A 21,807-nucleotide genomic window follows, 5' to 3' on the forward strand; every position below is an offset into this window, starting at 1 on the left:
CGAATCCTCGTCAGCACGAAGCGGGCGGTCCGATACGGACCGCCCGCTTTCGCTTTTGTTGCGGTTGGGCAGGACTGTCACGGAGCGAACACCCATGCGATACAGTGGCCCAACGCACAGTGGGTTGTGCGGTATCGAGTGTGCCTGGCCGATTGTGGAGGTTGATGTGGGCGTCGAAGTAAGAACTGAAAGCATTACCAAGTCCTTCGGTCGACAGAACATCTGGCAGAACGTGACTCTGACCCTCCCGCCAGGGGAGATCAGCCTCATGGTCGGGCCGTCGGGTACCGGTAAGTCGGTGTTCCTGAAGTCGCTCATCGGTCTGCTGAAGCCCGAGAAGGGCAACATCTACATCGATGGCACAGACATCACCACATGCTCCAACAAGGAGCTGTACGAGATCCGCAAACTGTTCGGCGTGCTGTTCCAGGACGGCGCCCTGTTCGGCTCGATGAGCCTCTTCGACAACGTGGCCTTCCCGCTGCGTGAGCACACGAAGAAGTCCGAGTCCGACATCAAGAAGATCGTCATGGAGAAGATGGACCTCGTCGGTCTGACCGGTGCGGAGCACAAGCTCCCCGGTGAGATCTCGGGCGGTATGCGCAAGCGCGCCGGCCTCGCCCGTGCGCTGGTTCTGGATCCGCAGATCATCCTCGTCGACGAGCCGGACTCCGGCCTCGACCCTGTTCGTACGACCTACATTTCGCAGTTGTTCCTCGACATCAATGCGCAGATCGACGCGACGTTCCTGATCGTGTCGCACAACATCAACCTCGCTCGTACGGTGCCGGACAACATCGGCATGCTGTTCCGTCGCAACTTGGTCATGTTCGGACCGCGTGAAGTGCTCCTGACCTCGGACGAGCCGGTGGTGCGGCAGTTCCTGAACGGCCGGATGATCGGTCCGATCGGTATGTCGGAAGAAAAAGACGAAGCGCAGATGGCGCAGGAGCAGGCACTCGTAGACGCCGGCCACAGCGCCGGTGGTGTCGAAGAGGTCGGCGGCATCGTTCCGCAGATGGTTGCCACACCGGGCATGCCGGAACGTACGGCTATCGGTCGCCGCCAGGCCCGTGTCCGCGAGATCATGCACACGCTGCCGCACACGGCGCAGGTCGCCATCCAGGAAGAGCTCGACAGCACCAGTAACACCCAGCAGATGTCGAACTATGACGACCGCAGAGGTGCGCACGACGCGGAGTACGAAGACGGGGGCTACGAAGAACAGCCCACCGTCAAGCATCTCCGGTAACAGGAATGGCTGGCGCCGCAAGGTCCAGATCGTTCAGGGCGGTCGAAGGCGCGTTCGCCCAAGCCGGCAATATCGTTTCGCTCTTCCTCGATGTAGTCAGGAAGACGTTCAAACGCCCGTTCCACTGGCGTGAGTTCATCGAGCAATCGTGGTTCATTGCGAGTGTCTCGATCCTTCCCGCTGCGCTGGTGTCGATCCCATTCGGCGCGGTGGTCGCGCTGCAGGCCGGATCGCTGATCAAGCAGCTCGGTGCTGAATCCTTCACGGGCGCGACTAGCGTGCTCGCGACAGTCCAGCAGGCTGCGCCCGTCGTTACGGCGTTGTTGATCGCGGGTGCGGCCGGAGCCGCCGTCGCGGCAGATCTAGGGTCCCGCACCATCCGCGAGGAAATCGATGCCATGGAGGTCCTCGGCGTCGATCCGATTCAGCGTCTGGTCGTTCCCCGTGTGCTCGGCATGGTGCTGGTCGCGATCCTGCTCAACGGACTCGTGTCGGTCGTCGGTATCGCGGGTGGTTACTTCTTCAACGTCCTGCTCCAGGGCGGCACGCCAGGCGCCTACCTCGCCTCGTTCTCGGCACTGGCCCAGTTACCCGACCTCTGGGTCGGCGAAATCAAAGCGGCAATTTTCGGTGTCATCGCCGGTGTCATCGCGGCCTACAAGGGCCTGCACCCCAAGGGCGGCCCCAAAGGCGTCGGCGAAGCCGTGAATCAGTCGGTTGTCATCACGTTCCTCGTCCTCTTCTTCGCCAACCTCGTCATCACGCTCATCTACTTGCAGATCGTTCCTGCGAAGGGCGCGTGAGAGATGGTCATCGCCAAGCAGCCTGTGGAACGCGGGTTCGACCACGCGAAGCGAGTTGCGCGCGTACCGCTGAACATGATCGACCGCGCGGGCGAGCAGATGTCCTTCTACGCCCGCACGATCGCGTGGACGCCTCGCACACTGCATCGTTACCGCAAGGAACTACTGCGGGTGCTCGCAGAGGTGACCTTCGGTAGCGGTGCGCTCGCGATCATCGGCGGCACTGTCGGGGTCATCGTGCTGATGTCCGGTTCGGTCGGCGTGGTTGTCGGTCTGCAAGGTTTCGCCGCTCTTGACCAGCTCGGTAGCTCGGTGCTCACCGGCTTTCTGACCGCCTATATCAACACCCGCGAAATCGCACCGCTGGTCGCGGCACTCGCGTTGTCCGCGACTGTCGGCTGTGGATTCACGGCCCAGCTCGGCGCGATGCGGATCTCCGAAGAAATCGACGCTCTCGAAGTCATGGCTGTTCCGGGGGTGCCGTTCCTGGTCACGACCCGCATGATCGCCGGTTTCATCGCGGTCATCCCGCTCTACATCGTCGGATTGCTCTCGGCCTTCCTGGCCTCGCGGTTCATCACGACGACCTTCAACGGTCAGTCGACGGGGTCCTACGACCATTACTTCAACCTGTTCCTACCACCGCAAGACGTGTTGTATTCGTTCGTGAAGGTGCTGATATTCGCCTTCGTGATCATCCTCATCCACTGTTACTACGGTTTTCACGCGACCGGCGGACCCGCCGGTGTCGGTGTGGCTGTCGGCCGCGCGGTCCGGGCGTCGATCGTGACCGTGAACATCCTCGACTTCTTCCTCAGCCTCGCGATCTGGGGTACGACGACGACAGTGCGGGTAACGGGATGATTCACACACCGTCCAACCTGCGAAAGCGCATTCTGGGTGTGGCGTTCTTCGCGGTGCTGGCGCTGTTCGTGTGGACGACGATCGCTATCTACAACAAGACGTTCACCAAGGTCGTGAAGGTCGAACTGGTCACGGATTCCGTCGGCAACGCACTGCCGGAGCACGCCGACGTGAAGGTGCGAGGCATCCTCGTCGGTGAGGTCAGGTCGACCGATCCTGACGGTGACAAGGTCACGGCGACTCTGGCTCTCGACCCGAGCAAGGCCGATGAACTGCCGGCCAACGTGACTGCGCGGCTGCTTCCGAAGACGCTCTTCGGTGAGCGGTACGTTTCGCTGATCATTCCGGAGGAGCGCAGCGCGACGACGTTGCAGAGCGGCGACATCATCCAGCAGGACACCAGCGGTAACGCCGTCGAACTGAATCGGCTGCTCGACAGCCTCTTGCCGCTGCTGCAAGCCATTCCGCCGGAGAAGCTTTCGGCGACCTTGGGTGCGCTGGCACAAGCACTCGACGGCAGAGGCGAAGAACTCGGCACGACGCTCGACAGGCTGGACACGGTCTTCACCGACATCAACGTCGAGATGCCGGACCTCCAGCAGGGCCTACGCGGGCTCGCGACCTTCTCCGAAACCTATTCCGATGCGGCGCCGCAGCTCGTCAATGCCCTCGACAACTTGCGCACGACGAACGCGACGATCGTCGAGGAACGTTCCCAGGTCGATGAGCTGCTCGCCTCGCTGACCGCGACCGGTGGTAGTGCAACCGACTTCCTCGCGACCAACCGGGACAACGTGGTGACGATCGCCGCGGATTCCCGCGAAGCGCTCGAGCTCCTCGCGACATACTCGCCGACCTTCGAGTGCGCGCTGCGCAACTTCGCCGTGATCAAGCCGCGCACCGACGTGATCCTCGGCAAGGGCACCGCAAATCCGGGCACCCGGGTGACCATCGAGCTCGTCAACACCCGCGGGCGTTACCTGCCGAATCAGGACGAGCCGCGCTTCCTCGATCCGAGGGGACCTGCGTGCGCGCCGGAGACGCTCGGGGTCGATATGGGCCAGTATCCGGGTGGCGCTTCGAACAACGACGGGTCCTACCAGCCGCCGACCAGGAACCCGGGCGGTGACATTCCGACGTTCGCGGTGCCGCAGTTCTCGGTCATGCCGAGCGCCGTCTCGCAAACCGACCCACATGCGCTCGGCCTGATCTACTCCGCGTCGACCGGCATTGCGCCGCAAGACATTCCGTCGTGGGCAACGGCCATCGGTTCGCCCGCATTCCACGGGACGGAGGTGCGGATCAAGTGAGAGGTCTGGCCGGTCCGCTGATCAAGTTGGCGATCTTCGCTGCCGTGACGATTTTTGCGACCGCGATGCTTGCGCTGACGATTGCCAATTCGGGCGGTAGCGGTGGCACCACGTTCAAGGCTCAGTTCGAAGACGTCACGTCGCTGAACAAGGGCGACGAGGTGCGTATTGCAGGCGTTCGCGTCGGCTCGGTGGAGAAGATTTCGATCGTAGACCGCCGGACCGCCGAGGTCGAGTTCACGCTGACCGACCGCGACTGGCTCCCCGCGAATGTCCACGCGACCATCCGCTTCCGCAATCTCGTCGGCCAGCGGTACATCGCGTTGACTCAGGGGGAGGGTGGCGACGGCGAGAAGCTGAGTGCCGGTGGCACGATCGAGCTCGGGAACACCCAGCCCGCGGTCAACCTCACCGAGCTGTTCAACGGCTTCCGCCCACTGTTCCAGACGCTCAGCGCAGACGACGTGAACCAGTTGTCGTTCGAGATCATCCAGGTCTTTCAAGGTGAGTCCGGCACCATCGCCAATCTCGTGTCGAACACCGCCAAGCTGACGAACAAGATTGCCGACAAGGACGCCGTCATCGGAGAACTGGTCGACAACCTCACCGGTGTCCTCGACACCGTCAATCAGCGTGACGACGAGCTCAACGACATGCTGATCAAGACTCAGCAACTGGTCAGCGGTCTGGCCGCCGAGCGCGGGACGATCGGCCAATCGGTGCAATCCCTCGCCGACCTCACGGACGCGACCGCGGACCTCCTGCAGCCGACCAGGCCGTCGCTGCAGGGCTCGATTGCAGGTTTGAGTCAGGTCGCGTACGAGCTCGCGAGCAGGGAGGACGAGGTGAACGAGGCCCTCGTGAACCTGCCGTTGAAGATGGAACGACTCGGTAGGGTCGGCAGCTACGGTTCCTGGTTCCAGTTCTATCTCTGCGGCATCGATATCGTCGCCGGACCGGGCGCGGTCGACGCCCCGCAACTGAACCTGCCGGCCGGATTGCCGACATTGAACCAGCCGCTGTACACGAATGCCGCGAAGCGTTGCCACGCGGAGGGCACGCCATGACGCGCCGCGGGCGGGGGCGAAGTGCAGCGATGACCGGCGCGCTCGGCATCGCCGTCGTGCTGCTCGTGACGATGTCGGCGTTCTTTCTGGATTCGCTGCCGATCATCGGGGCCGGCACGAAGTACACGGCCGAGTTCACCGAAGCGGCAGGCTTGAAGGACGGCAACGAGGTGCGCATCGCCGGCGTCAAGGTCGGCAAGGTGGCGGACGTGCGGCTCGACGGGGACCGTGTGCTCGTCGACTTCCGGACCAAGGACGCGTGGATCGGCAACGAGACGACGGCGTCGATCCAGATCAAAACGCTGCTGGGGCAGAAGTATCTCGCGCTGGACCCGCAGGGCTCGGAAACTCTTGACCCGCGAGATCGTATTCCCTTGTCGCGCACGGTATCTCCGTACGACGTCATCGATGCCTTCAGCGACGCTGCCGAGACCCTCGACGAGATCGACAAGAACCAGCTTGCCGACAGCATGCGCGTCCTGACCGATGCCTTCTCCGGGACGCAGCCCGAGATTCGCGCGTCGATCGACGGCATCGGGCGCCTGTCCGAAACGCTCGCCAAGCGCGACCAGCAACTGCAGAAGCTGTTCGCGGCGACGAAGCAGACGACCAAGATCCTGGCCGATCGCAACGCGGAGTTCGAGCAACTGATCTCCGCCGGCGGCGAGTTGTTGGCTGAGTTGAACAGCCGCCAGCAGGCGATCTCGCAGCTGCTCACCGCAACACAAGCCGTGTCGCAGGAGCTGTCGGGATTCGTTGCCGACAACGAGGAGCAGATCGGTCCGGCGCTGCTGAACCTGGAGAGCGTCGTCGGCATCCTGAACAACAACCTGGCGAACCTGAACAAGACCCTGGAGTTGGCGGCGCCGTTCTACGGCATCTACGCCAACGTGCTGGGTACGGGCCGCTGGTTCGACGCCGTGATCGTGAATCTCATTCCACCGGGACTGCCCGAGATTCCGGGCTATCGCGAGCCGATCCGTACCTTCGGGGGTGGCAACTGATGGCCACGCAGACACGCTCCGGATCCCGGCGGTGGGTGCCGATCGCGCTGATCGCTGTTGCCGCCGTTGTGATCGCCGGGTTCGGTTGGTGGTTGTTCCAGAAGATGACCACAACCAAGATCACCGCCTACTTTGACAGTTCGATCGGTATCTACGAGGGTTCCGACGTCCGCATTCTGGGCGTGCGAGTCGGTGCGGTCGATTCGGTCGAGCCGATGGGCGACCAGGTCAAGGTCGTCATGTCGGTCGACCGCAGTTACGACGTACCGGCGGACGCGCATGCCGCGCAGATCACGCCGTCGATCGTGGCGGACCGGTTCATTCAGCTCACCCCGGCCTACGAATCGGGCCCGAAGATGGAGCGCGACGCGGTCATTCCGCGCGACCGCACGGCAACGCCCGTCGAAGTCGACCGCCTGTACAAGAGCATCACGGAGTTGTCGAACGCACTCGGACCGCAGGGTGCGAACGCGGACGGCGCGGTGACCGATCTGGTCCGGACGACCGCCGACAATCTCAGGGGCAACGGCGAAGCGCTGAGCAACAGCATCACCCAGTTGTCGCTTGCGGCGCGGTACCTGTCGGACACGCGCGGGGACATTTTCGACACGATCAAGTCGCTGCAATCGTTCGTGAGCATGCTCGCCGTCAACGACGGTCAGGTGCGGCAGTTCAATGCGCAGCTCGCCGATCTGAGCAGCTTCCTGGCGGGTGAGCGGACCGACCTCGGCGCCGCACTGAATCTGCTGTCGGTGGCGCTCGGTGACGTCGCGCGATTCGTGGACGACAACCGGCAGCTCATCGAGAGCAATGCGTCCGGGCTCGTGTCGCTGACACAGACCTTGGCGGACCGCCGTGACGACATCGCGAAAGCGCTGCCGGTCATGCCCGTCGCGCTGAGCAACTTGGTGAACGTGCACAACGCCGAGTCGGGCACGCTCGACATGCGCGCCGATTTCACGGACCTCCAGGCGCCGTTCAACGTTATCTGCAAGACGCTGGACCTCTCCAAGCTGCGCGCGGGTGATCCGCAGTTCGAAGCGCTCGGCCGGCAGATGCAGCCACTGCTCGACAACTGCAACCACATCGCCGACCAGATCACGGCGGGCGTGAAGACACCCTCGCTGATCCTGCCGTTCGGGATTCTGAGCAACGACAACCAACAGGTTGCGCCGGTTCCCGGTACGGTCCCGGGCATTCCGTCGCCGGGCCTGCAGAACGAGGAGGGCGGTCGATGATCCGTCCTCGGGTGGCCGCCGGTGTTGCGGGTCTCTGCGTGTCGGTCGCGATGGTGACCGCGTGCGGTCAGGGGATCTACGACGTACCGCTGCCCGGTGGCGCTGACGTCGGATCCGACCCGATGAAGATCGACATTCAGTTCACCGACGTCCTCGACCTCGTGCGGCAGTCGGCGGTCAAGGTCGACGGTGTGCCGGTCGGCCGCGTGGACAAGATCGACGTCGGATCGGACGGCTGGTCGGCGGTCGTCACCGTTGTTGTGAACAACTCGGTGCAGCTGCCCGAGAACGCGCATGCAGAGGTCCGGCAGTCCAATCTGCTCGGCGAGAAGTTCATCGAACTGTCAGCGCCGAAAGACGAGGCACCGGCCCCGGAGCGGCTGATTTCCGGCGATGTGATCCCCGTCGCGAATACGTCGCACGCGACCGAGATCGAGCAGGTGCTCGGCGCTCTGTCGCTGTTGCTCAACGGCGGCGGCGTCGCGCAGCTCGATCCGATCGTCACCGAGCTCAACAAGGCCATCGGACCGCGGACGCCGGAGGTGCGGTCGCTGCTCGAGCAGGCGGACACACTGATCGGCGGGCTCGAGGAGCAGGTCGACGACATCACGCGGGCGCTGGACGGACTCGACACGCTGGCTGTCCGCGTGAATCAGCAGACCGACCAGATCGGCAAGATTCTCGACGAATTGCCCAAGGGCATCACGATTCTCGAAGAACAGCGACCGCAGATCGTCACGCTGCTCAGCCAGCTGGACCGGCTCGGACAGGTTGGCTACGACGTGATCGAGACGTCGAAGAACGACCTCATCCGCGATCTGCGCGCCCTCCGCCCGACGTTGCAGTCGCTGGGCGCAGCGGCGCCGGACCTCGTCACCGCGTTCCCGTTGATCCCGACCTACCCGTTCCCGGACTCCACGCTCGAGAGCACGTTCGGCGGTCAGGTCAACACGTTCCTGTCGGTCGATCTCCAGATCGGCACGTTGCTGTCCAACCTCGGCGTCGGCAAACCCGATCCGGTGTACGTGCCGCCCGCGGGGCCGCCGGTGCCGGTCAATCCGACCAATCCGTATTACAACGGCAACGGTCCGCGACCGGGTTGGCCGACCATTTCCCTGCTGCCGATCGCGCCGATCGTTCCGCGTCCCGCGCTCGGTGTTCCCGGGCTGCCGACGGACCCGTTCGCCGCACTACTGGAGCAATTGGGGGGTGCACCGCGATGACAGGTCGTGTCGTGAAGTACCAGCTGATCGCGTTCATCGTCATCGCCGTCGTGGGCATCGTGTTCGTCGGCGCCAAATACGTGCGGCTGGACAATCTGCTCGGTTTCGGGCAGTACGAGGTCGACGCGAAATTCCCGCACGGGTCGGGCATCTACCCGGACGCCGAAGTGACGTACCGAGGTGTGTCGGTCGGACGGGTCGGCGGGATGTCGCTGACCGAGGACGGCGTGTCGGTGACGCTGTTGATCAACTCCGACGCGCCTGATATTCCCGCATCGACGCGGGCTGTCATCGCTGATCGCTCGGCTATCGGGGAGCAGTACGTCGACCTGTTGCCCGAGAACAGCGACGGCCCGTACCTCCACGACGGCTCGGTGATCGAGCAGACCCCGGATTCGACTCCGGTCCCCGTCGAGGATCTCCTGGCAAGCGTCGACCGGTTCGCGCAGTCGGTCCCGCTGACAGATTTGACGACGGTCGTCGACGAACTCGGTACCGCGTTCGGCGGCAAGGGTGACGACCTGCAGGTGCTCGTCGACTCGTTGAACGATTTCACCGAATCTGCGCACGAGGCGTTGCCGTCGATCACCGCGTTGATCCGCGACGGTCGAACGGTCCTCGACACTCAGTCCGACCAGGCCGACGCCGTACGCACCTTCAGCGACGGCCTGGAGAAACTGACGATGCAACTGCAGGCAAGCGACCCCGACGTGCGCAGGCTCATCGGTACCGGCCTCTACGCGAGCGACCAGGCCGGTGCGCTGCTTGCCGAGAGTGGACCTGCGCTCACCGAAGATCTGACCAATCTGCGCGAGCTGGTCGAGACTCTGGCGCCGACAACCTTCGCGCTCAGACCCTTGCTGCAGTTGCTTCCTACGCTCTCGATCGGTGCCTCGGCGACCGCCCCGGGCGACGGCACGACACACTTCGGGCTCGTACTCGAGACGAACAATCCGCCGGCGTGCACCCGCGGCTACGAGGGCACCTACGCGATTCTCGAGCAGATGAAGGCGCAGAACCCGAACTTCGATGACACGGTCGACGAATTCCCGTTCAACAAGGACGCGACCTGCACTGTGCCGCAAGGTAATCCAACGGCAGTGCGCGGCGCCGAGCGCGCCCAGTTCGCCGATCCGTCGATCGTTCAGCCTTGGGATTCCAACCCGAAGACAGATCCTGACAAACTCAACTTGACCCCGATCGCGGTGCAACTCGCGACGTTGATGGGAATCACACCGAAGCGGTAGTGCAATTGCGTCGACACGTATGTTGAAGAAGATGAAAAGTTCGCGGCTCGCGGCCGCCCCTAGGTGGTTGCTGCCTGGCACCGCTGCTCTCGCGGCGGCGGTGGCGCTCGTTGCTCTCGTCCTCGCGGTGTGGTTCGGGCAGAGCTGGTGGCATGCCCGATTCTCGGAACGCCCCGCCGCGCAGGCCCGGGAAGAAGTGCTCGACGCTGCCCGGCAGACTGCGGTGAACATCAGCTCCTACGACTCCGCGAATCTGGACGCGAGCTTCGCGAACATCGACTCATCGGTGATGGGCGACCTCGCTCAGCAGTTCAAGGACAACAGGGAAGCGCTGTCGCAAGCTCTCGCGCAACAGCAGGCGAGCAGTCACGCCACGGTCGCTTCGGCGGCGGTCGTCGAACTCAATCGTGACGAGGGAACGGCGAAGGCTGTCGTCGTCATGCGGCAGGTCACGACCCGACCGGGTCAGCCGGATACGACGGCACTGCTCACCTCACTGCTCACGCTCGAAGAGGTCGACGGAGTCTGGAAGGCATCGGAGGCGCAGCCGCTCGGCAATACGTCGCTGGACCCGCCGCCGCAGCAGGCCCCAGATCAGCCTGCAGTGCCAGAACAGCCTGCAGTGCCAGAACAAGGGGGCAACTGATGCCACCCAACCGTCGAGTGAACAAGCCGACGCCGACCCGACGCCGTCCGAAGGTGGCCGGTACGGACCGTCCCCGCCCGGAGATCACCGCCGAAGCGCCGGCGCCGCAGGCCGCGACTCCGCGTCCGGTAGACCTCTCCAAACCCGCAGCCGGCACCGGGCGCACGCGGCTGTCCTGGACGCTGGTCGCTGTTCTGGGCATCGTGGCGATCGCCCTGGGTGCGTTCGCGTTTGTCGCATACGAGAAGCCGGGGGCGTCCGTCGACAACCTGGCGTTCGTCGACAATTCCGACACCCAGCAGGTCAGGGCCCAGGTCGATGCGGCCGTCGCGACGCTGTACACCTACGACCCTGCGCAGATGGAGGGTTACCCCGACACCGTCCGGCCGCTGCTGACCGACAAGATGCGTTGCTTCTTCGATGCGACTCTCGATTCCACGAAGCAGTTCGTCGCGCAGACGCAGGCGAAGTCGGACATTCATGTCGACGCGATCGGCGTCAGCTTCCTCGACGACGATCGCGCGGAGGCAATTGTCAGCGTCACATCGAGTTGGAGCGGACCGGGTCAGGAGCCGGGCAGCGAGCAGCGGCAGATGGTTGTGTCAGTGGAGAAGTCGGGCGACGACTGGCTCGTGTCCGACATCACAGATCTGCGCGAAGCTCCGCATTCGGGCGATTGTCCCAGCTCAAATTGATCAAAACGCCGTCAGAAGCCTTGACGACGGCGCGGTGACGCGTCACTCTAATGGCGAGAACATGCGAGAGATCGCGGGTCTGCGGCTGTTTGCGGAGGCGGGTTTTCTACTACCCCGTCGCCCCTGCGGCCAGCGGTGTAGCCGCAGGGCCGCCAGCTCGGATGTATATTTCGCTGCGCCACTCGACAGCTGTGTCGATTTGGTGTAAGTTTGGACGTTGCGCTGGCTGCCTCCTGTCCACCTCACCACCTCTACCGCTGAAAGCGACACATTCTCGTGCCGCTTCCTGTCTGCCGTGGGCGAGTTAAGTCGGGTTGTATCCAGCACTCGCCCGACAGAACAAGCAGAAACAGCGAAAGTCGCGCGTTCACGCGCGACTCGCGTGAGGTGCTGGAAGGACGCATCTTGGCAGTCTCTAGCCAGACCAAGGCCAATACCGGGATTCCCGGAGCCCCTAAGAGGGTTTCTTTCGCAAAGATTCGTGAGCCCCTGGAAGTTCCAGGATTGCTCGATCTTCAAACAGATTCGTTCGAATGGTTGGTCGGTTCGCCCGCCTGGCGTGAGCGTGCAATCGCTCGCGGCGACGCGGGACTTGCCGGTGGCTTGGAAGAAATTCTCACCGAACTGTCGCCTATCGAGGACTTTTCGGGATCCATGTCGTTGTCGTTCTCGGATCCGCGCTTCGACGAGGTCAAGGCCTCCGTCGACGAGTGCAAAGACAAGGACATGACCTACGCGGCGCCGTTGTTCGTCACCGCGGAGTTCATCAACAACAACACTGGTGAGATCAAGAGCCAGACGGTCTTCATGGGTGATTTCCCGATGATGACCGACAAGGGCACCTTCATCATCAACGGCACCGAGCGCGTTGTCGTCAGCCAGCTCGTCCGCTCCCCGGGTGTCTACTTCGACCACACCGTGGACAAGGCGACCGAGAAGGACCTGCACAGCGTCCGCGTGATCCCGGGCCGCGGTGCATGGCTCGAGTTCGACGTCGACAAGCGCGACACCGTCGGTGTGCGTATCGACCGCAAGCGCCGTCAGCCGGTCACCGTACTGCTGAAGGCACTGGGTTGGTCGACCGAGCAGATCACCGAGCGTTTCGGATTCTCCGAGATCCTCATGGCGACGCTCGAGAAGGACAACACGGCCGGCACCGACGAGGCGCTGCTCGACATCTACCGCAAGCTGCGTCCGGGCGAGCCCCCGACGAAGGAGAGCGCGCAGACGCTCCTGGAGAACCTGTTCTTCAAGGAGAAGCGTTACGACCTCGCCCGCGTCGGCCGGTACAAGATCAACAAGAAGCTCGGCATCCACACGGGTGAGCCGATCACCTCCTCGGTCCTGACCGAAGAAGACATCGTCACCACGATCGAATACCTCGTGCGTTTGCACGGCGGCGATCAGTCGATGACGGCACCGGGTGGCGTCGAGGTTCCCGTCGAGGTCGACGACATCGACCACTTCGGTAACCGTCGTCTGCGCACCGTGGGCGAGCTGATCCAGAACCAGATTCGCGTCGGCCTGTCTCGTATGGAACGCGTCGTCCGCGAGCGTATGACGACTCAGGACGTCGAGGCGATCACGCCGCAGACCCTGATCAACATCCGCCCGGTCGTTGCAGCGATCAAGGAGTTCTTCGGAACTTCGCAGCTGTCGCAGTTCATGGACCAGAACAACCCGCTGTCGGGCCTGACCCACAAGCGTCGTCTTTCGGCGCTGGGCCCCGGCGGTCTGTCCCGTGAGCGTGCCGGCCTCGAGGTGCGCGACGTGCACGCGAGCCACTACGGCCGCATGTGCCCGATCGAGACCCCGGAAGGCCCGAACATCGGCCTGATCGGTTCGCTGTCGGTGTACGCGCGGGTCAACCCGTTCGGCTTCATCGAGACGCCGTACCGCAAGGTCGTGGACGGTCGGGTCACCGACGAGATCCACTACCTGACGGCCGACGAAGAGGACCGCCACGTCAAGGCGCAGGCGAACGCCAAGATCGACGCCGAAGGCAACTTCCTCGAGGACCGCGTCCTCGTCCGGAAGAAGGGCGGCGAGGTCGAGCTGATCCTGCCGCGCGACGTCGACTACATGGACATCTCGCCGCGTCAGATGGTTTCTGTCGCGACCGCGATGATTCCGTTCCTCGAGCACGACGATGCCAACCGTGCCCTCATGGGTGCGAACATGCAGCGTCAGGCAGTGCCGCTCGTGCGTTCCGAGGCGCCGCTCGTCGGCACCGGTATGGAACTGCGCGCCGCGGTCGACGCCGGCGATGTCGTCGTCACCGAGAAGAGCGGTGTCGTCGAAGAGGTCTCGGCCGACTACGTCACCGTGATGGCGGACGACGGCACTCGCAAGAGCTACCGGATGCGCAAGTTCGCCCGCTCCAACCAGGGCACCTGCGCGAACCAGCGGCCGATCGTCGACGAGGGTGACCGCGTCGAGACCGGTCAGGTCCTCGCCGACGGTCCATGCACCGAGAACGGTGAAATGGCGCTCGGCAAGAACCTGCTCGTGGCGATCATGCCGTGGGAAGGCCACAACTACGAGGACGCGATCATCCTGTCGCAGCGCCTCGTGGAAGAGGACGTTCTCACGTCGATCCACATCGAGGAGCACGAGATCGATGCCCGCGACACCAAGCTGGGTGCCGAGGAAATCACTCGTGACATCCCGAACGTCTCCGACGAGGTCCTCGCCGACCTCGACGAGCGCGGCATCGTGCGAATCGGTGCCGAGGTTCGTGACGGCGACGTGCTGGTCGGCAAGGTCACCCCGAAGGGTGAAACCGAGCTGACACCGGAAGAGCGCCTGCTGCGCGCGATCTTCGGTGAGAAGGCCCGCGAGGTTCGTGACACGTCGCTCAAGGTTCCGCACGGTGAGTCCGGCAAGGTCATCGGCATCCGCGTCTTCTCGCGTGATGACGACGACGATCTGCCTCCGGGCGTCAACGAGCTGGTCCGCGTGTACGTCGCTCAGAAGCGCAAGATTCAGGACGGCGACAAGCTGGCCGGCCGCCACGGCAACAAGGGCGTCATCGGCAAGATCCTCCCGCAAGAGGACATGCCGTTCCTGCCCGACGGCACTCCGGTCGACATCATCCTGAACACCCACGGTGTTCCGCGTCGTATGAACATCGGCCAGATCTTGGAGACCCACCTCGGGTGGATCGGCAAGACCGGCTGGAACATCAACGTCGCGAGCGACGGCACAAGGCCCGACTGGGCTGCCACGCTGCCCGAGGAGATGCTGGCTGCACCCGCGAACTCCAACATCGCGACCCCCGTCTTCGACGGTGCCCGCGAAGAGGAGCTCACCGGTTTGCTGGGTTCGACTCTGCCCAACCGCGACGGCGACATGATGGTCGGCGAAGACGGCAAGGCGACGCTGTTCGACGGACGTTCCGGCGAACCGTTCCCGTACCCGGTCTCGGTCGGCTACATGTACATCATCAAGCTGCACCACTTGGTCGACGACAAGATCCACGCTCGTTCGACCGGGCCGTACTCGATGATCACGCAGCAGCCGCTCGGTGGTAAGGCTCAGTTCGGTGGCCAGCGCTTCGGTGAAATGGAGTGCTGGGCGATGCAGGCCTACGGCGCGGCTTACACGCTGCAGGAACTGCTCACCATCAAGTCCGATGACGTGGTCGGCCGCGTGAAGGTCTACGAGGCCATCGTCAAGGGCGAGAACATCCCGGAGCCGGGTATCCCGGAGTCGTTCAAGGTGCTCCTCAAGGAACTCCAGTCGCTGTGCCTCAACGTGGAGGTGCTGTCTTCCGACGGTGCCGCCATCGAGATGCGAGATGGCGACGACGAGGACCTCGAGCGGGCCGCCGCGAACCTGGGAATCAACCTGTCCCGCAACGAGTCCGCCACGGTCGACGACCTCGCGAACTAATGGCGCTCGGCGGCGCTTGCCAGCATGGAAGCGCCGCCCACAGCAGACGACGTAGAGAATTTTGATTTTGCCTAAACCCAAATGGGGAAAGGGAGTTACGTGCTAGACGTCAACTTCTTCGATGAACTCCGGATCGGTCTCGCTACCGCCGACGATATTCGTCAGTGGTCCTTCGGTGAGGTCAAGAAGCCGGAGACCATCAACTACCGCACGCTCAAGCCAGAGAAGGACGGCTTGTTCTGCGAAAAGATCTTCGGTCCCACCCGGGACTGGGAGTGCTACTGCGGCAAGTACAAGCGTGTCCGCTTCAAGGGCATCATCTGTGAGCGCTGTGGTGTCGAGGTCACTCGCGCCAAGGTGCGTCGTGAGCGGATGGGCCACATCGAGCTGGCTGCTCCGGTCACTCACATCTGGTACTTCAAGGGCGTTCCGTCGCGCTTGGGCTACCTGCTCGACCTCGCGCCGAAGGATCTGGAAAAGATCATCTACTTCGCCGCGTACGTCATCGTCGGTGTCGACGACGAGCTCCGGCACAACGAACTCTCCACCCTCGAGGCGGAGATGGAGGTCGAGAAGAAGGCCGTCGCGGATCAGCGCGATGCCGATCTCGAGGCCCGTGCGCAGAAGCTCGAAGCCGACCTGGCCGAGCTCGAAGCAGAGGGCGCCAAGTCCGACGTGCGCCGCAAGGTCAAGGACGGTGGCGAGCGCGAAATGCGTCAGCTCCGTGACCGCGCACAGCGTGAGCTCGATCGCCTCGACGAGATCTGGAGCACCTTCCAGAAGCTCTCGCCGAAGCAGCTCATCGTCGACGAGGTCCTCTACCGTGAGCTGATCGACCGCTACGGCGAGTACTTCACCGGCGCGATGGGCGCAGAGTCCATCCAGAAGCTGATGCAGAACTTCGACATCCACGCCGAGGCGGAGTCGTTGCGCGAGACGATTCGCAGCGGCAAGGGCCAGAAGAAGCTGCGTGCGCTCAAGCGACTCAAGGTCGTCGCGGCGTTCCAGATGTCGGGCAACTCGCCGATGGGCATGGTCCTCGACGCCGTACCGGTGATCCCGCCGGAGCTGCGCCCGATGGTCCAGCTCGACGGTGGCCGTTTCGCGACGTCCGACCTGAACGACCTGTACCGCCGCGTGATCAACCGCAACAACCGCCTCAAGCGACTGATCGACCTCGGTGCTCCCGAGATCATCGTCAACAACGAGAAGCGGATGCTGCAGGAGTCCGTCGACGCACTGTTCGACAACGGTCGTCGTGGCCGTCCGGTCACCGGACCGGGCAACCGGCCGCTCAAGTCGCTGTCCGACTTGCTCAAGGGCAAGCAGGGCCGCTTCCGCCAGAACCTCCTCGGCAAGCGCGTCGACTACTCGGGTCGTTCGGTCATCGTCGTCGGTCCGCAGCTGAAGCTGCACCAGTGTGGTCTGCCGAAACTGATGGCGCTCGAGCTGTTCAAGCCGTTCGTGATGAAGCGCCTGGTCGATCTGAACCATGCGCAGAACATCAAGTCGGCCAAGCGGATGGTCGAGCGGCAGCGTTCGCAGGTGTGGGACGTCCTCGAAGAGGTCATCGCCGAGCACCCCGTGCTGCTGAACCGTGCGCCTACGCTGCACCGCTTGGGCATCCAGGCATTCGAGCCGCAGCTGGTCGAAGGCAAGGCAATTCAGCTCCACCCGCTCGTCTGTGAGGCGTTCAACGCCGACTTCGACGGTGACCAGATGGCAGTCCACCTGCCACTGTCCGCCGAGGCGCAGGCCGAAGCTCGTGTGCTGATGCTGTCGAGCAACAACATCCTCTCGCCCGCGTCGGGTCGCCCGCTCGCCATGCCGCGTCTGGACATGGTGACCGGTCTGTACCACCTGACCCGTCTCGAAGAGGGTGCTGTCGGCACCTACGTGCCCGCCGGCACCGACTCGCCTGAGCAGGGTGCGTATTCCTCGCCCGCCGAGGCGCAGATGGCCGTCGACCGTGGCGTGCTGTCGGTTCGTGCGGCGATCAAGGTTCGCCTGGTCAACCAGCGTCCTTCTCGTGAGGACGAAGAGCGTCTGTTCCCCGAGGGCTGGTCCCGTGGTGACGCCTGGACGACCGAAACGACACTGGGTCGCGTGCTCTTCAACGAGCTGCTTCCGGCGGACTACCCGTTCGTCAACGAGCAGATGCCGAAGAAGCGTCAGGCAACGATCATCAACGATCTCGCCGAGCGGTACCCGATGATCGTCGTCGCGCAGACCGTCGACAAGCTGAAGGACGCCGGTTTCTACTGGGCCACCCGCTCGGGCGTGACCGTGTCGATCAGCGACGTGCTCGTTCCGCCGGAGAAGCCCGCCATCATGGAGGCGTTCGAGGCGCAGGCCGACCAGATCGAGAAGAAGTACCAGCGTGGTGCTTTGAACCACACGGAGCGCAACAGTGCTCTGGTGAAGATCTGGTCCGAGGCCACCGACGAGGTCGGCAAGGCCATGGAGGCGCACTTCCCCGACGACAACCCGATCCCGATGATCGTGAAGTCCGGCGCAGCCGGAAACATGACGCAGGTTCGGTCGCTCGCCGGCATGAAGGGTCTGGTGACGAACCCGAAGGGTGAGTTCATCCCGCGTCCGATCAAGTCTTCCTTCAAGGAAGGCCTGACCGTTCTCGAGTACTTCATCAACACTCACGGTGCCCGTAAGGGTCTGGCCGACACGGCGCTTCGTACCGCCGACTCGGGCTACCTGACGCGTCGTCTGGTCGACGTCTCGCAGGATGTCATCGTGCGCGAGCACGACTGTGGCACCGAGCGCGGCATCATCACGCACATCGCCGAGAAGCAGTCGGACGGCTCGCTGGTTCGCGACGCACATGTCGAGACCAGCACGTACGCCCGCACGCTGGCGTCGAACGCGGTCGGCGCGGACGGTTCCGTCATCGTCGAGCGTGGCGCCGATCTCGGCGACCCCGCCATCGATGCGCTGCTCGCAGCCGGCATCACCGAGGTCAAGGTGCGCTCCGTGCTCACCTGCACCACGGGCACCGGCGTGTGCGCGACCTGCTACGGCCGCTCGATGGCGACCGGCAAGCTGGTCGACATCGGTGAGGCAGTCGGTATCGTCGCGGCCCAGTCGATCGGTGAGCCCGGCACGCAGCTGACCATGCGTACCTTCCACCAGGGTGGTGTGGCCGGCGAGGACATCACCGGTGGTCTGCCGCGTGTTCAGGAACTGTTCGAGGCACGTGTCCCGAAGGGCCTCGCGCCCATCGCGGACGTCACCGGACGGGTTCGCCTGGAAGACGACGACCGCTTCTACAAGATCACCATCATCCCGGATGACGGTGGTGAGGAAGTCGTCTACGACAAGCTCAGCAAGCGTCAGCGTCTGCGTGTCTTCAAGCACGACGACGGCTCCGAGCGTCTGCTGTCCGACGGCGACCACGTCGAGGTCGGTCAGCAGCTGCTGGAGGGTTCTGCATCGCCGCACGAGGTCCTGCGTGTCATGGGTCCCCGTCAGGTGCAGATCCACCTCGTGAAAGAGGTCCAGGAGGTGTACCGGAGCCAGGGTGTGTCGATCCACGACAAGCACATCGAGGTCATCGTGCGCCAGATGCTGCGTCGTGTGACGATCATCGACTCGGGTTCGACGGAGTTCCTGCCCGGTTCGCTCACCGAGCGTGCCGAGTTCGAAGCCAGCAACCGCCGTGTCGTTGCCGAGGGTGGCGAGCCCGCGGCCGGTCGTCCGGTGCTGATGGGTATCACGAAGGCGTCGCTCGCGACGGACTCGTGGCTCTCGGCGGCGTCGTTCCAGGAGACCACTCGCGTGCTTACCGATGCGGCGATCAACTGCCGCAGCGACAAGCTGATCGGTCTGAAGGAAAACGTGATCATCGGCAAGCTGATCCCGGCCGGTACAGGCATCAACCGGTACCGCAACATCCAGGTTCAGCCGACCGAAGAGGCGCGGGCAGCCGCATACGCTGTCCCGTCCTACGACGACCAGTACTACACACCGGACGGCTTCGGCACCGGTACGGGTGCTGCGGTTCCGTTGGACGATTACGGCTTCAGCGACTACCGCTAGTAGCTATGCAAACGGCCCCCACTTCCGCTTGGAAGTGGGGGCCGTTTCGTGTGTGCAGCAGCTATCGCTCGCTGTCGAGCATGGCCATCTGGGCGTCGGCGTACCGGTCGCCGGCTACCGCGTCGACAGGCACCGCTGCTTCGATCTGTTCCAGGTCGGCGGCGCCCAGCGAGACGTCGACCGCTGCGAGTGACTCGGCCCAGCGCTCGGGCTTACGGGCACCGATGATCGGCACGATATCCTCGCCGCGGGCCAGCACCCACGCGATTGCCAACTGCGCGACGGTGACGTCGTGCCGTGCGGCGACTTCGGCAAGGGCGTCCACCAGCGCGAGGTTCCGGTTCAGGTTCTCGCCCTGGAACCTCGGGCTGTGGGCGCGGAAGTCGCTGGCGTCGAACGATGTCCGTCGACGTATGGAATCGCTGAGCAGTCCGCGCGAGAGGACGCCGTACGCCGTGATGCCGACTCCCAGTTCGCGCGCGGTCGGCAGAATCGCCGATTCGATGCCGCGTGAAACGATGGAGTACTCGATCTGCAGGTCGGCGATCGGATGTACTGCCGATGCGCGGCGCAGCGTGTCCGCACCGATTTCGGACAGGCCGATGTGTCGCACGTAGCCCGACTCGATCAGGTCGGCGATCGCGCCGACAGTCTCTTCGATCGGCACATTCGGGTCGAGCCGCGCTGGGCGGTAGATGTCGATGTAGTCGACGCCGAGCCGCTCGAGTGAGTAGGCGAGAAAGTTGCGGATCGCTTCAGGCCGGGTGTCGACGCCACCCCACGTTCCGCCGGGACCGCGCATGGCACCGAACTTCACGCTCAACAGGTAGTCCTCCCGTGGGCGATCTGCGAGTGCCTTTGCCATCAGCATCTCGTTGTGTCCGGACCCGTAGAAGTCGCCTGTGTCGATGAGGTTGGCGCCCGAGTCGAGTGCTGCGTGGATCGTGGCGACGGACTCGCGTTCGTCGGATGCCCCGTACATCCCGGACATTCCCATGGCGCCGAGCCCGATGCGGCTGACCGAGGGGCCCGTTGTTCCGAGCCGTACTGCTGTGAGTGTCGATGTCTGTGTCATGTCTCCACCCTGCGCCCGCCCGGACGCGCGCGGCAGAGATGCCTTATCCGGGGATTGGCAATCCCTGGCTGGGTAGCCGATCCTAGGACAGAGTGAGGTTGTGGACAGATCCGAACTTGCAGATTTCCTTCGCCGCCGCCGCGAACAGCTGACGCCGGCCGACGTCGGACTGCCACCCGGAGTCCGGCGACGGACCCCCGGGCTGCGTCGCGACGAGGTCTCGCTGCTGGCGGGGATGTCCACCGACTACTACACGCGGCTCGAACAGGCCCGCGGACCACATCCATCGACGCAGGTGCTCGCGTCGCTTGCCCGGGCGTTGCGCCTGACCGACGATGGCCGCGACCACCTCTACCACCTCGTCGGCTATCCGGCACCGGACCGCGGCGGTGGTGACAGGCACGTCGGACCCGGTCTGCTGCTCCTGCTGAACAAACTGGAGGACACCCCAGCCTGCGTGGTCTCCGACCTGAGCGAAGTGCTGGTGCAGAACCGTATGCATACGATCCTGCTCGGTGATGTGTCGTCCCAGCGCGGGCTCGACCGGTTTTATGCGTGGCGCTATTTCACCGACCTCGCAACCCGCGCGGTATTCCCAGCCGAAGACTGGGACCGATTGGCGCGCAAGCACGTTGCCGACCTCCGTGCCACGTCCGCGCGGCGGTCGGGCGACGCGGAGGTGGCTGACTTCATCGCGAAATTGCGTTCTCGCAGCACGGAATTCGATCGACTGTGGGCCGAACACGAAGTGGCCGTTCGGATATCGGATCGGAAGCGAATCCAGCATCCGGAGGTCGGAATGGTCGACATCGACTGCGAAACGCTGCTCTCGCCCAACGCCGCGCAACATCTGCTCGTCTATCTGCCCCGGCCCGGAACCGATGCACGGGAGAAGCTCGATCTCCTCCGCGTCATCGGGACCCAGGCCCTGGCATCCGGTTGATCCGAATGCTCGTCTTTCCGGCACGCGCTTGCGATGCTCGACGTATGCGAATTGCGACTGTTGCCGGAATCGCCCTGCTGGTATCCGTCGGCGGTGCCGGCCTCGCGCAAGCCGAGACTATCGACTACGCAGTGCCACCGAATGGGCAATGGGCGGCCGGAGAGGAGAAGCCCGCAGTCGTGACGCCGGAATTCAGTCCGATCCAGGTCCCGGCTCCGGAGGTCCGAGCCGACGAGATCGTCGCGTACCCGTACCTGTCGCCGTGGGTTCACGACGCCGTCGTCCTGCCTGCCGGGCGCGGCCTCGAGGTGCAGGGTGCCGTGCAGGTAGCGTTGCCGGACAAGCCGCTGGAACTGAACGGCCATTGCCTTTCGGTGCTGCCACGCCAGACGCAGACGCGCAGTCGACGCTCGTCCACCTCGACGCCGGACCGATCACCGCGGACCTCCGACCGACTCTTCGCTGACGGGGTGCAGTCCCCGTACGCTTGATT

The 21,807-nt window shown here is 64.0% G+C and carries 16 protein-coding genes; 15 read left to right on the plus strand and 1 reads right to left on the minus strand.

Going from position 1 to position 21,807, the window contains the following annotated elements; translation table 11 throughout:
• The first annotated feature begins 166 nt into the window (after nt 1-166).
• From JGU72_RS25010 to JGU72_RS25070, 13 genes are all read left to right on the plus strand, one after another.
• Entirely contained in the window at nt 167-1,252 is a 1,086-nt protein-coding gene (locus tag JGU72_RS25010; protein ID WP_199686807.1) for an ABC transporter ATP-binding protein, read from the plus strand.
• A gap of 5 nt (nt 1,253-1,257) precedes the next feature.
• The gene (locus JGU72_RS25015) at nt 1,258-2,055 is read left to right on the plus strand and encodes an MlaE family ABC transporter permease (protein WP_199686808.1); all 798 of its coding nucleotides are present in this window, start codon (nt 1,258-1,260) and stop codon (nt 2,053-2,055) included.
• A 3-nt stretch (nt 2,056-2,058) separates the two neighbouring features.
• Nucleotides 2,059-2,919 carry an MlaE family ABC transporter permease gene (locus JGU72_RS25020; protein ID WP_199686809.1) on the plus strand — a complete coding sequence of 287 codons (861 nt, stop codon included), beginning with the start codon at nt 2,059-2,061 and terminating at the stop codon, nt 2,917-2,919.
• Nucleotides 2,916-4,229, plus strand: coding sequence for an MCE family protein (locus tag JGU72_RS25025; RefSeq protein ID WP_199686810.1), 1,314 nt, complete (start codon nt 2,916-2,918; stop codon nt 4,227-4,229). The genes JGU72_RS25020 and JGU72_RS25025 overlap by 4 nt, the downstream gene beginning before the upstream one ends.
• Complete coding sequence (locus JGU72_RS25030) at nt 4,226-5,296, plus strand: MCE family protein (RefSeq protein ID WP_199686811.1); 1,071 nt, start codon at nt 4,226-4,228, stop codon at nt 5,294-5,296. The genes JGU72_RS25025 and JGU72_RS25030 overlap by 4 nt, the downstream gene beginning before the upstream one ends.
• Nucleotides 5,293-6,300 (plus strand): MCE family protein, encoded by a 1,008-nt coding sequence (locus tag JGU72_RS25035; protein WP_199686812.1) that lies wholly within the window; start codon nt 5,293-5,295, stop codon nt 6,298-6,300. The genes JGU72_RS25030 and JGU72_RS25035 overlap by 4 nt, the downstream gene beginning before the upstream one ends.
• Complete coding sequence (locus tag JGU72_RS25040) at nt 6,300-7,538, plus strand: MCE family protein (protein ID WP_199686813.1); 1,239 nt, start codon at nt 6,300-6,302, stop codon at nt 7,536-7,538. The genes JGU72_RS25035 and JGU72_RS25040 overlap by 1 nt, the downstream gene beginning before the upstream one ends.
• Complete coding sequence (locus JGU72_RS25045; protein WP_199686814.1) at nt 7,535-8,761, plus strand: MCE family protein; 1,227 nt, start codon at nt 7,535-7,537, stop codon at nt 8,759-8,761. Before JGU72_RS25040 ends, JGU72_RS25045 begins: the two co-directional genes overlap by 4 nt.
• A complete protein-coding gene (locus JGU72_RS25050; RefSeq protein WP_199686815.1) occupies nt 8,758-10,008 on the plus strand; it encodes an MCE family protein in 1,251 nt (416 codons plus the stop codon). Before JGU72_RS25045 ends, JGU72_RS25050 begins: the two co-directional genes overlap by 4 nt.
• Nucleotides 10,009-10,039: 31 nt before the next feature.
• Nucleotides 10,040-10,654 (plus strand): mammalian cell entry protein, encoded by a 615-nt coding sequence (locus JGU72_RS25055; RefSeq protein WP_199686816.1) that lies wholly within the window; start codon nt 10,040-10,042, stop codon nt 10,652-10,654.
• The gene (locus JGU72_RS25060) at nt 10,654-11,349 is read left to right on the plus strand and encodes a mammalian cell entry protein (RefSeq protein ID WP_199686817.1); all 696 of its coding nucleotides are present in this window, start codon (nt 10,654-10,656) and stop codon (nt 11,347-11,349) included. The genes JGU72_RS25055 and JGU72_RS25060 overlap by 1 nt, the downstream gene beginning before the upstream one ends.
• Before the next feature lie 387 nt (nt 11,350-11,736).
• A complete protein-coding gene (rpoB, locus tag JGU72_RS25065; protein WP_199686818.1) occupies nt 11,737-15,243 on the plus strand; it encodes a DNA-directed RNA polymerase subunit beta in 3,507 nt (1,168 codons plus the stop codon).
• Nucleotides 15,244-15,342: 99 nt separating this feature from the next.
• Nucleotides 15,343-19,296 carry a DNA-directed RNA polymerase subunit beta' gene (locus JGU72_RS25070; RefSeq protein ID WP_199686819.1) on the plus strand — a complete coding sequence of 1,318 codons (3,954 nt, stop codon included), beginning with the start codon at nt 15,343-15,345 and terminating at the stop codon, nt 19,294-19,296.
• A gap of 61 nt (nt 19,297-19,357) precedes the next feature.
• Here JGU72_RS25070 and JGU72_RS25075 read toward each other — a convergent pair whose 3' ends face one another.
• Entirely contained in the window at nt 19,358-20,371 is a 1,014-nt protein-coding gene (locus JGU72_RS25075) for an aldo/keto reductase (RefSeq protein WP_199686820.1), read from the minus strand.
• A 100-nt stretch (nt 20,372-20,471) separates the two neighbouring features.
• Here JGU72_RS25075 and JGU72_RS25080 point away from each other — a divergent pair, with 100 nt between their 5' ends.
• Nucleotides 20,472-21,314 carry a helix-turn-helix transcriptional regulator gene (locus JGU72_RS25080; protein ID WP_199686821.1) on the plus strand — a complete coding sequence of 281 codons (843 nt, stop codon included), beginning with the start codon at nt 20,472-20,474 and terminating at the stop codon, nt 21,312-21,314.
• Between the two features lie 44 nt (nt 21,315-21,358).
• Nucleotides 21,359-21,805: a hypothetical protein gene (locus JGU72_RS25085; RefSeq protein ID WP_199686822.1), complete on the plus strand. Its 447-nt coding sequence runs from the start codon at nt 21,359-21,361 to the stop codon at nt 21,803-21,805.
• The last annotated feature ends 2 nt before the right edge of the window (nt 21,806-21,807 follow it).

The organism is Antrihabitans auranticaus (genome assembly GCF_016481275.1).
GTDB lineage: Bacteria > Actinomycetota > Actinomycetes > Mycobacteriales > Mycobacteriaceae > Antrihabitans.

Coding starts and splice junctions, on each gene's coding strand:
- JGU72_RS25015 (WP_199686808.1), top strand. CDS start 1,258: ATGGCTGGCGCCGCAAGGTCCAGATCGTTCAGGGCGGTCGAAGGCGCG.
- JGU72_RS25020 (WP_199686809.1), top strand. CDS start 2,059: ATGGTCATCGCCAAGCAGCCTGTGGAACGCGGGTTCGACCACGCGAAG.
- JGU72_RS25025 (WP_199686810.1), top strand. CDS start 2,916: ATGATTCACACACCGTCCAACCTGCGAAAGCGCATTCTGGGTGTGGCG.
- JGU72_RS25035 (WP_199686812.1), top strand. CDS start 5,293: ATGACGCGCCGCGGGCGGGGGCGAAGTGCAGCGATGACCGGCGCGCTC.
- JGU72_RS25040 (WP_199686813.1), top strand. CDS start 6,300: ATGGCCACGCAGACACGCTCCGGATCCCGGCGGTGGGTGCCGATCGCG.
- JGU72_RS25045 (WP_199686814.1), top strand. CDS start 7,535: ATGATCCGTCCTCGGGTGGCCGCCGGTGTTGCGGGTCTCTGCGTGTCG.
- JGU72_RS25050 (WP_199686815.1), top strand. CDS start 8,758: ATGACAGGTCGTGTCGTGAAGTACCAGCTGATCGCGTTCATCGTCATC.
- JGU72_RS25055 (WP_199686816.1), top strand. CDS start 10,040: ATGAAAAGTTCGCGGCTCGCGGCCGCCCCTAGGTGGTTGCTGCCTGGC.
- JGU72_RS25060 (WP_199686817.1), top strand. CDS start 10,654: ATGCCACCCAACCGTCGAGTGAACAAGCCGACGCCGACCCGACGCCGT.
- JGU72_RS25075 (WP_199686820.1), bottom strand. CDS start 20,371: ATGACACAGACATCGACACTCACAGCAGTACGGCTCGGAACAACGGGC.
- JGU72_RS25085 (WP_199686822.1), top strand. CDS start 21,359: ATGCGAATTGCGACTGTTGCCGGAATCGCCCTGCTGGTATCCGTCGGC.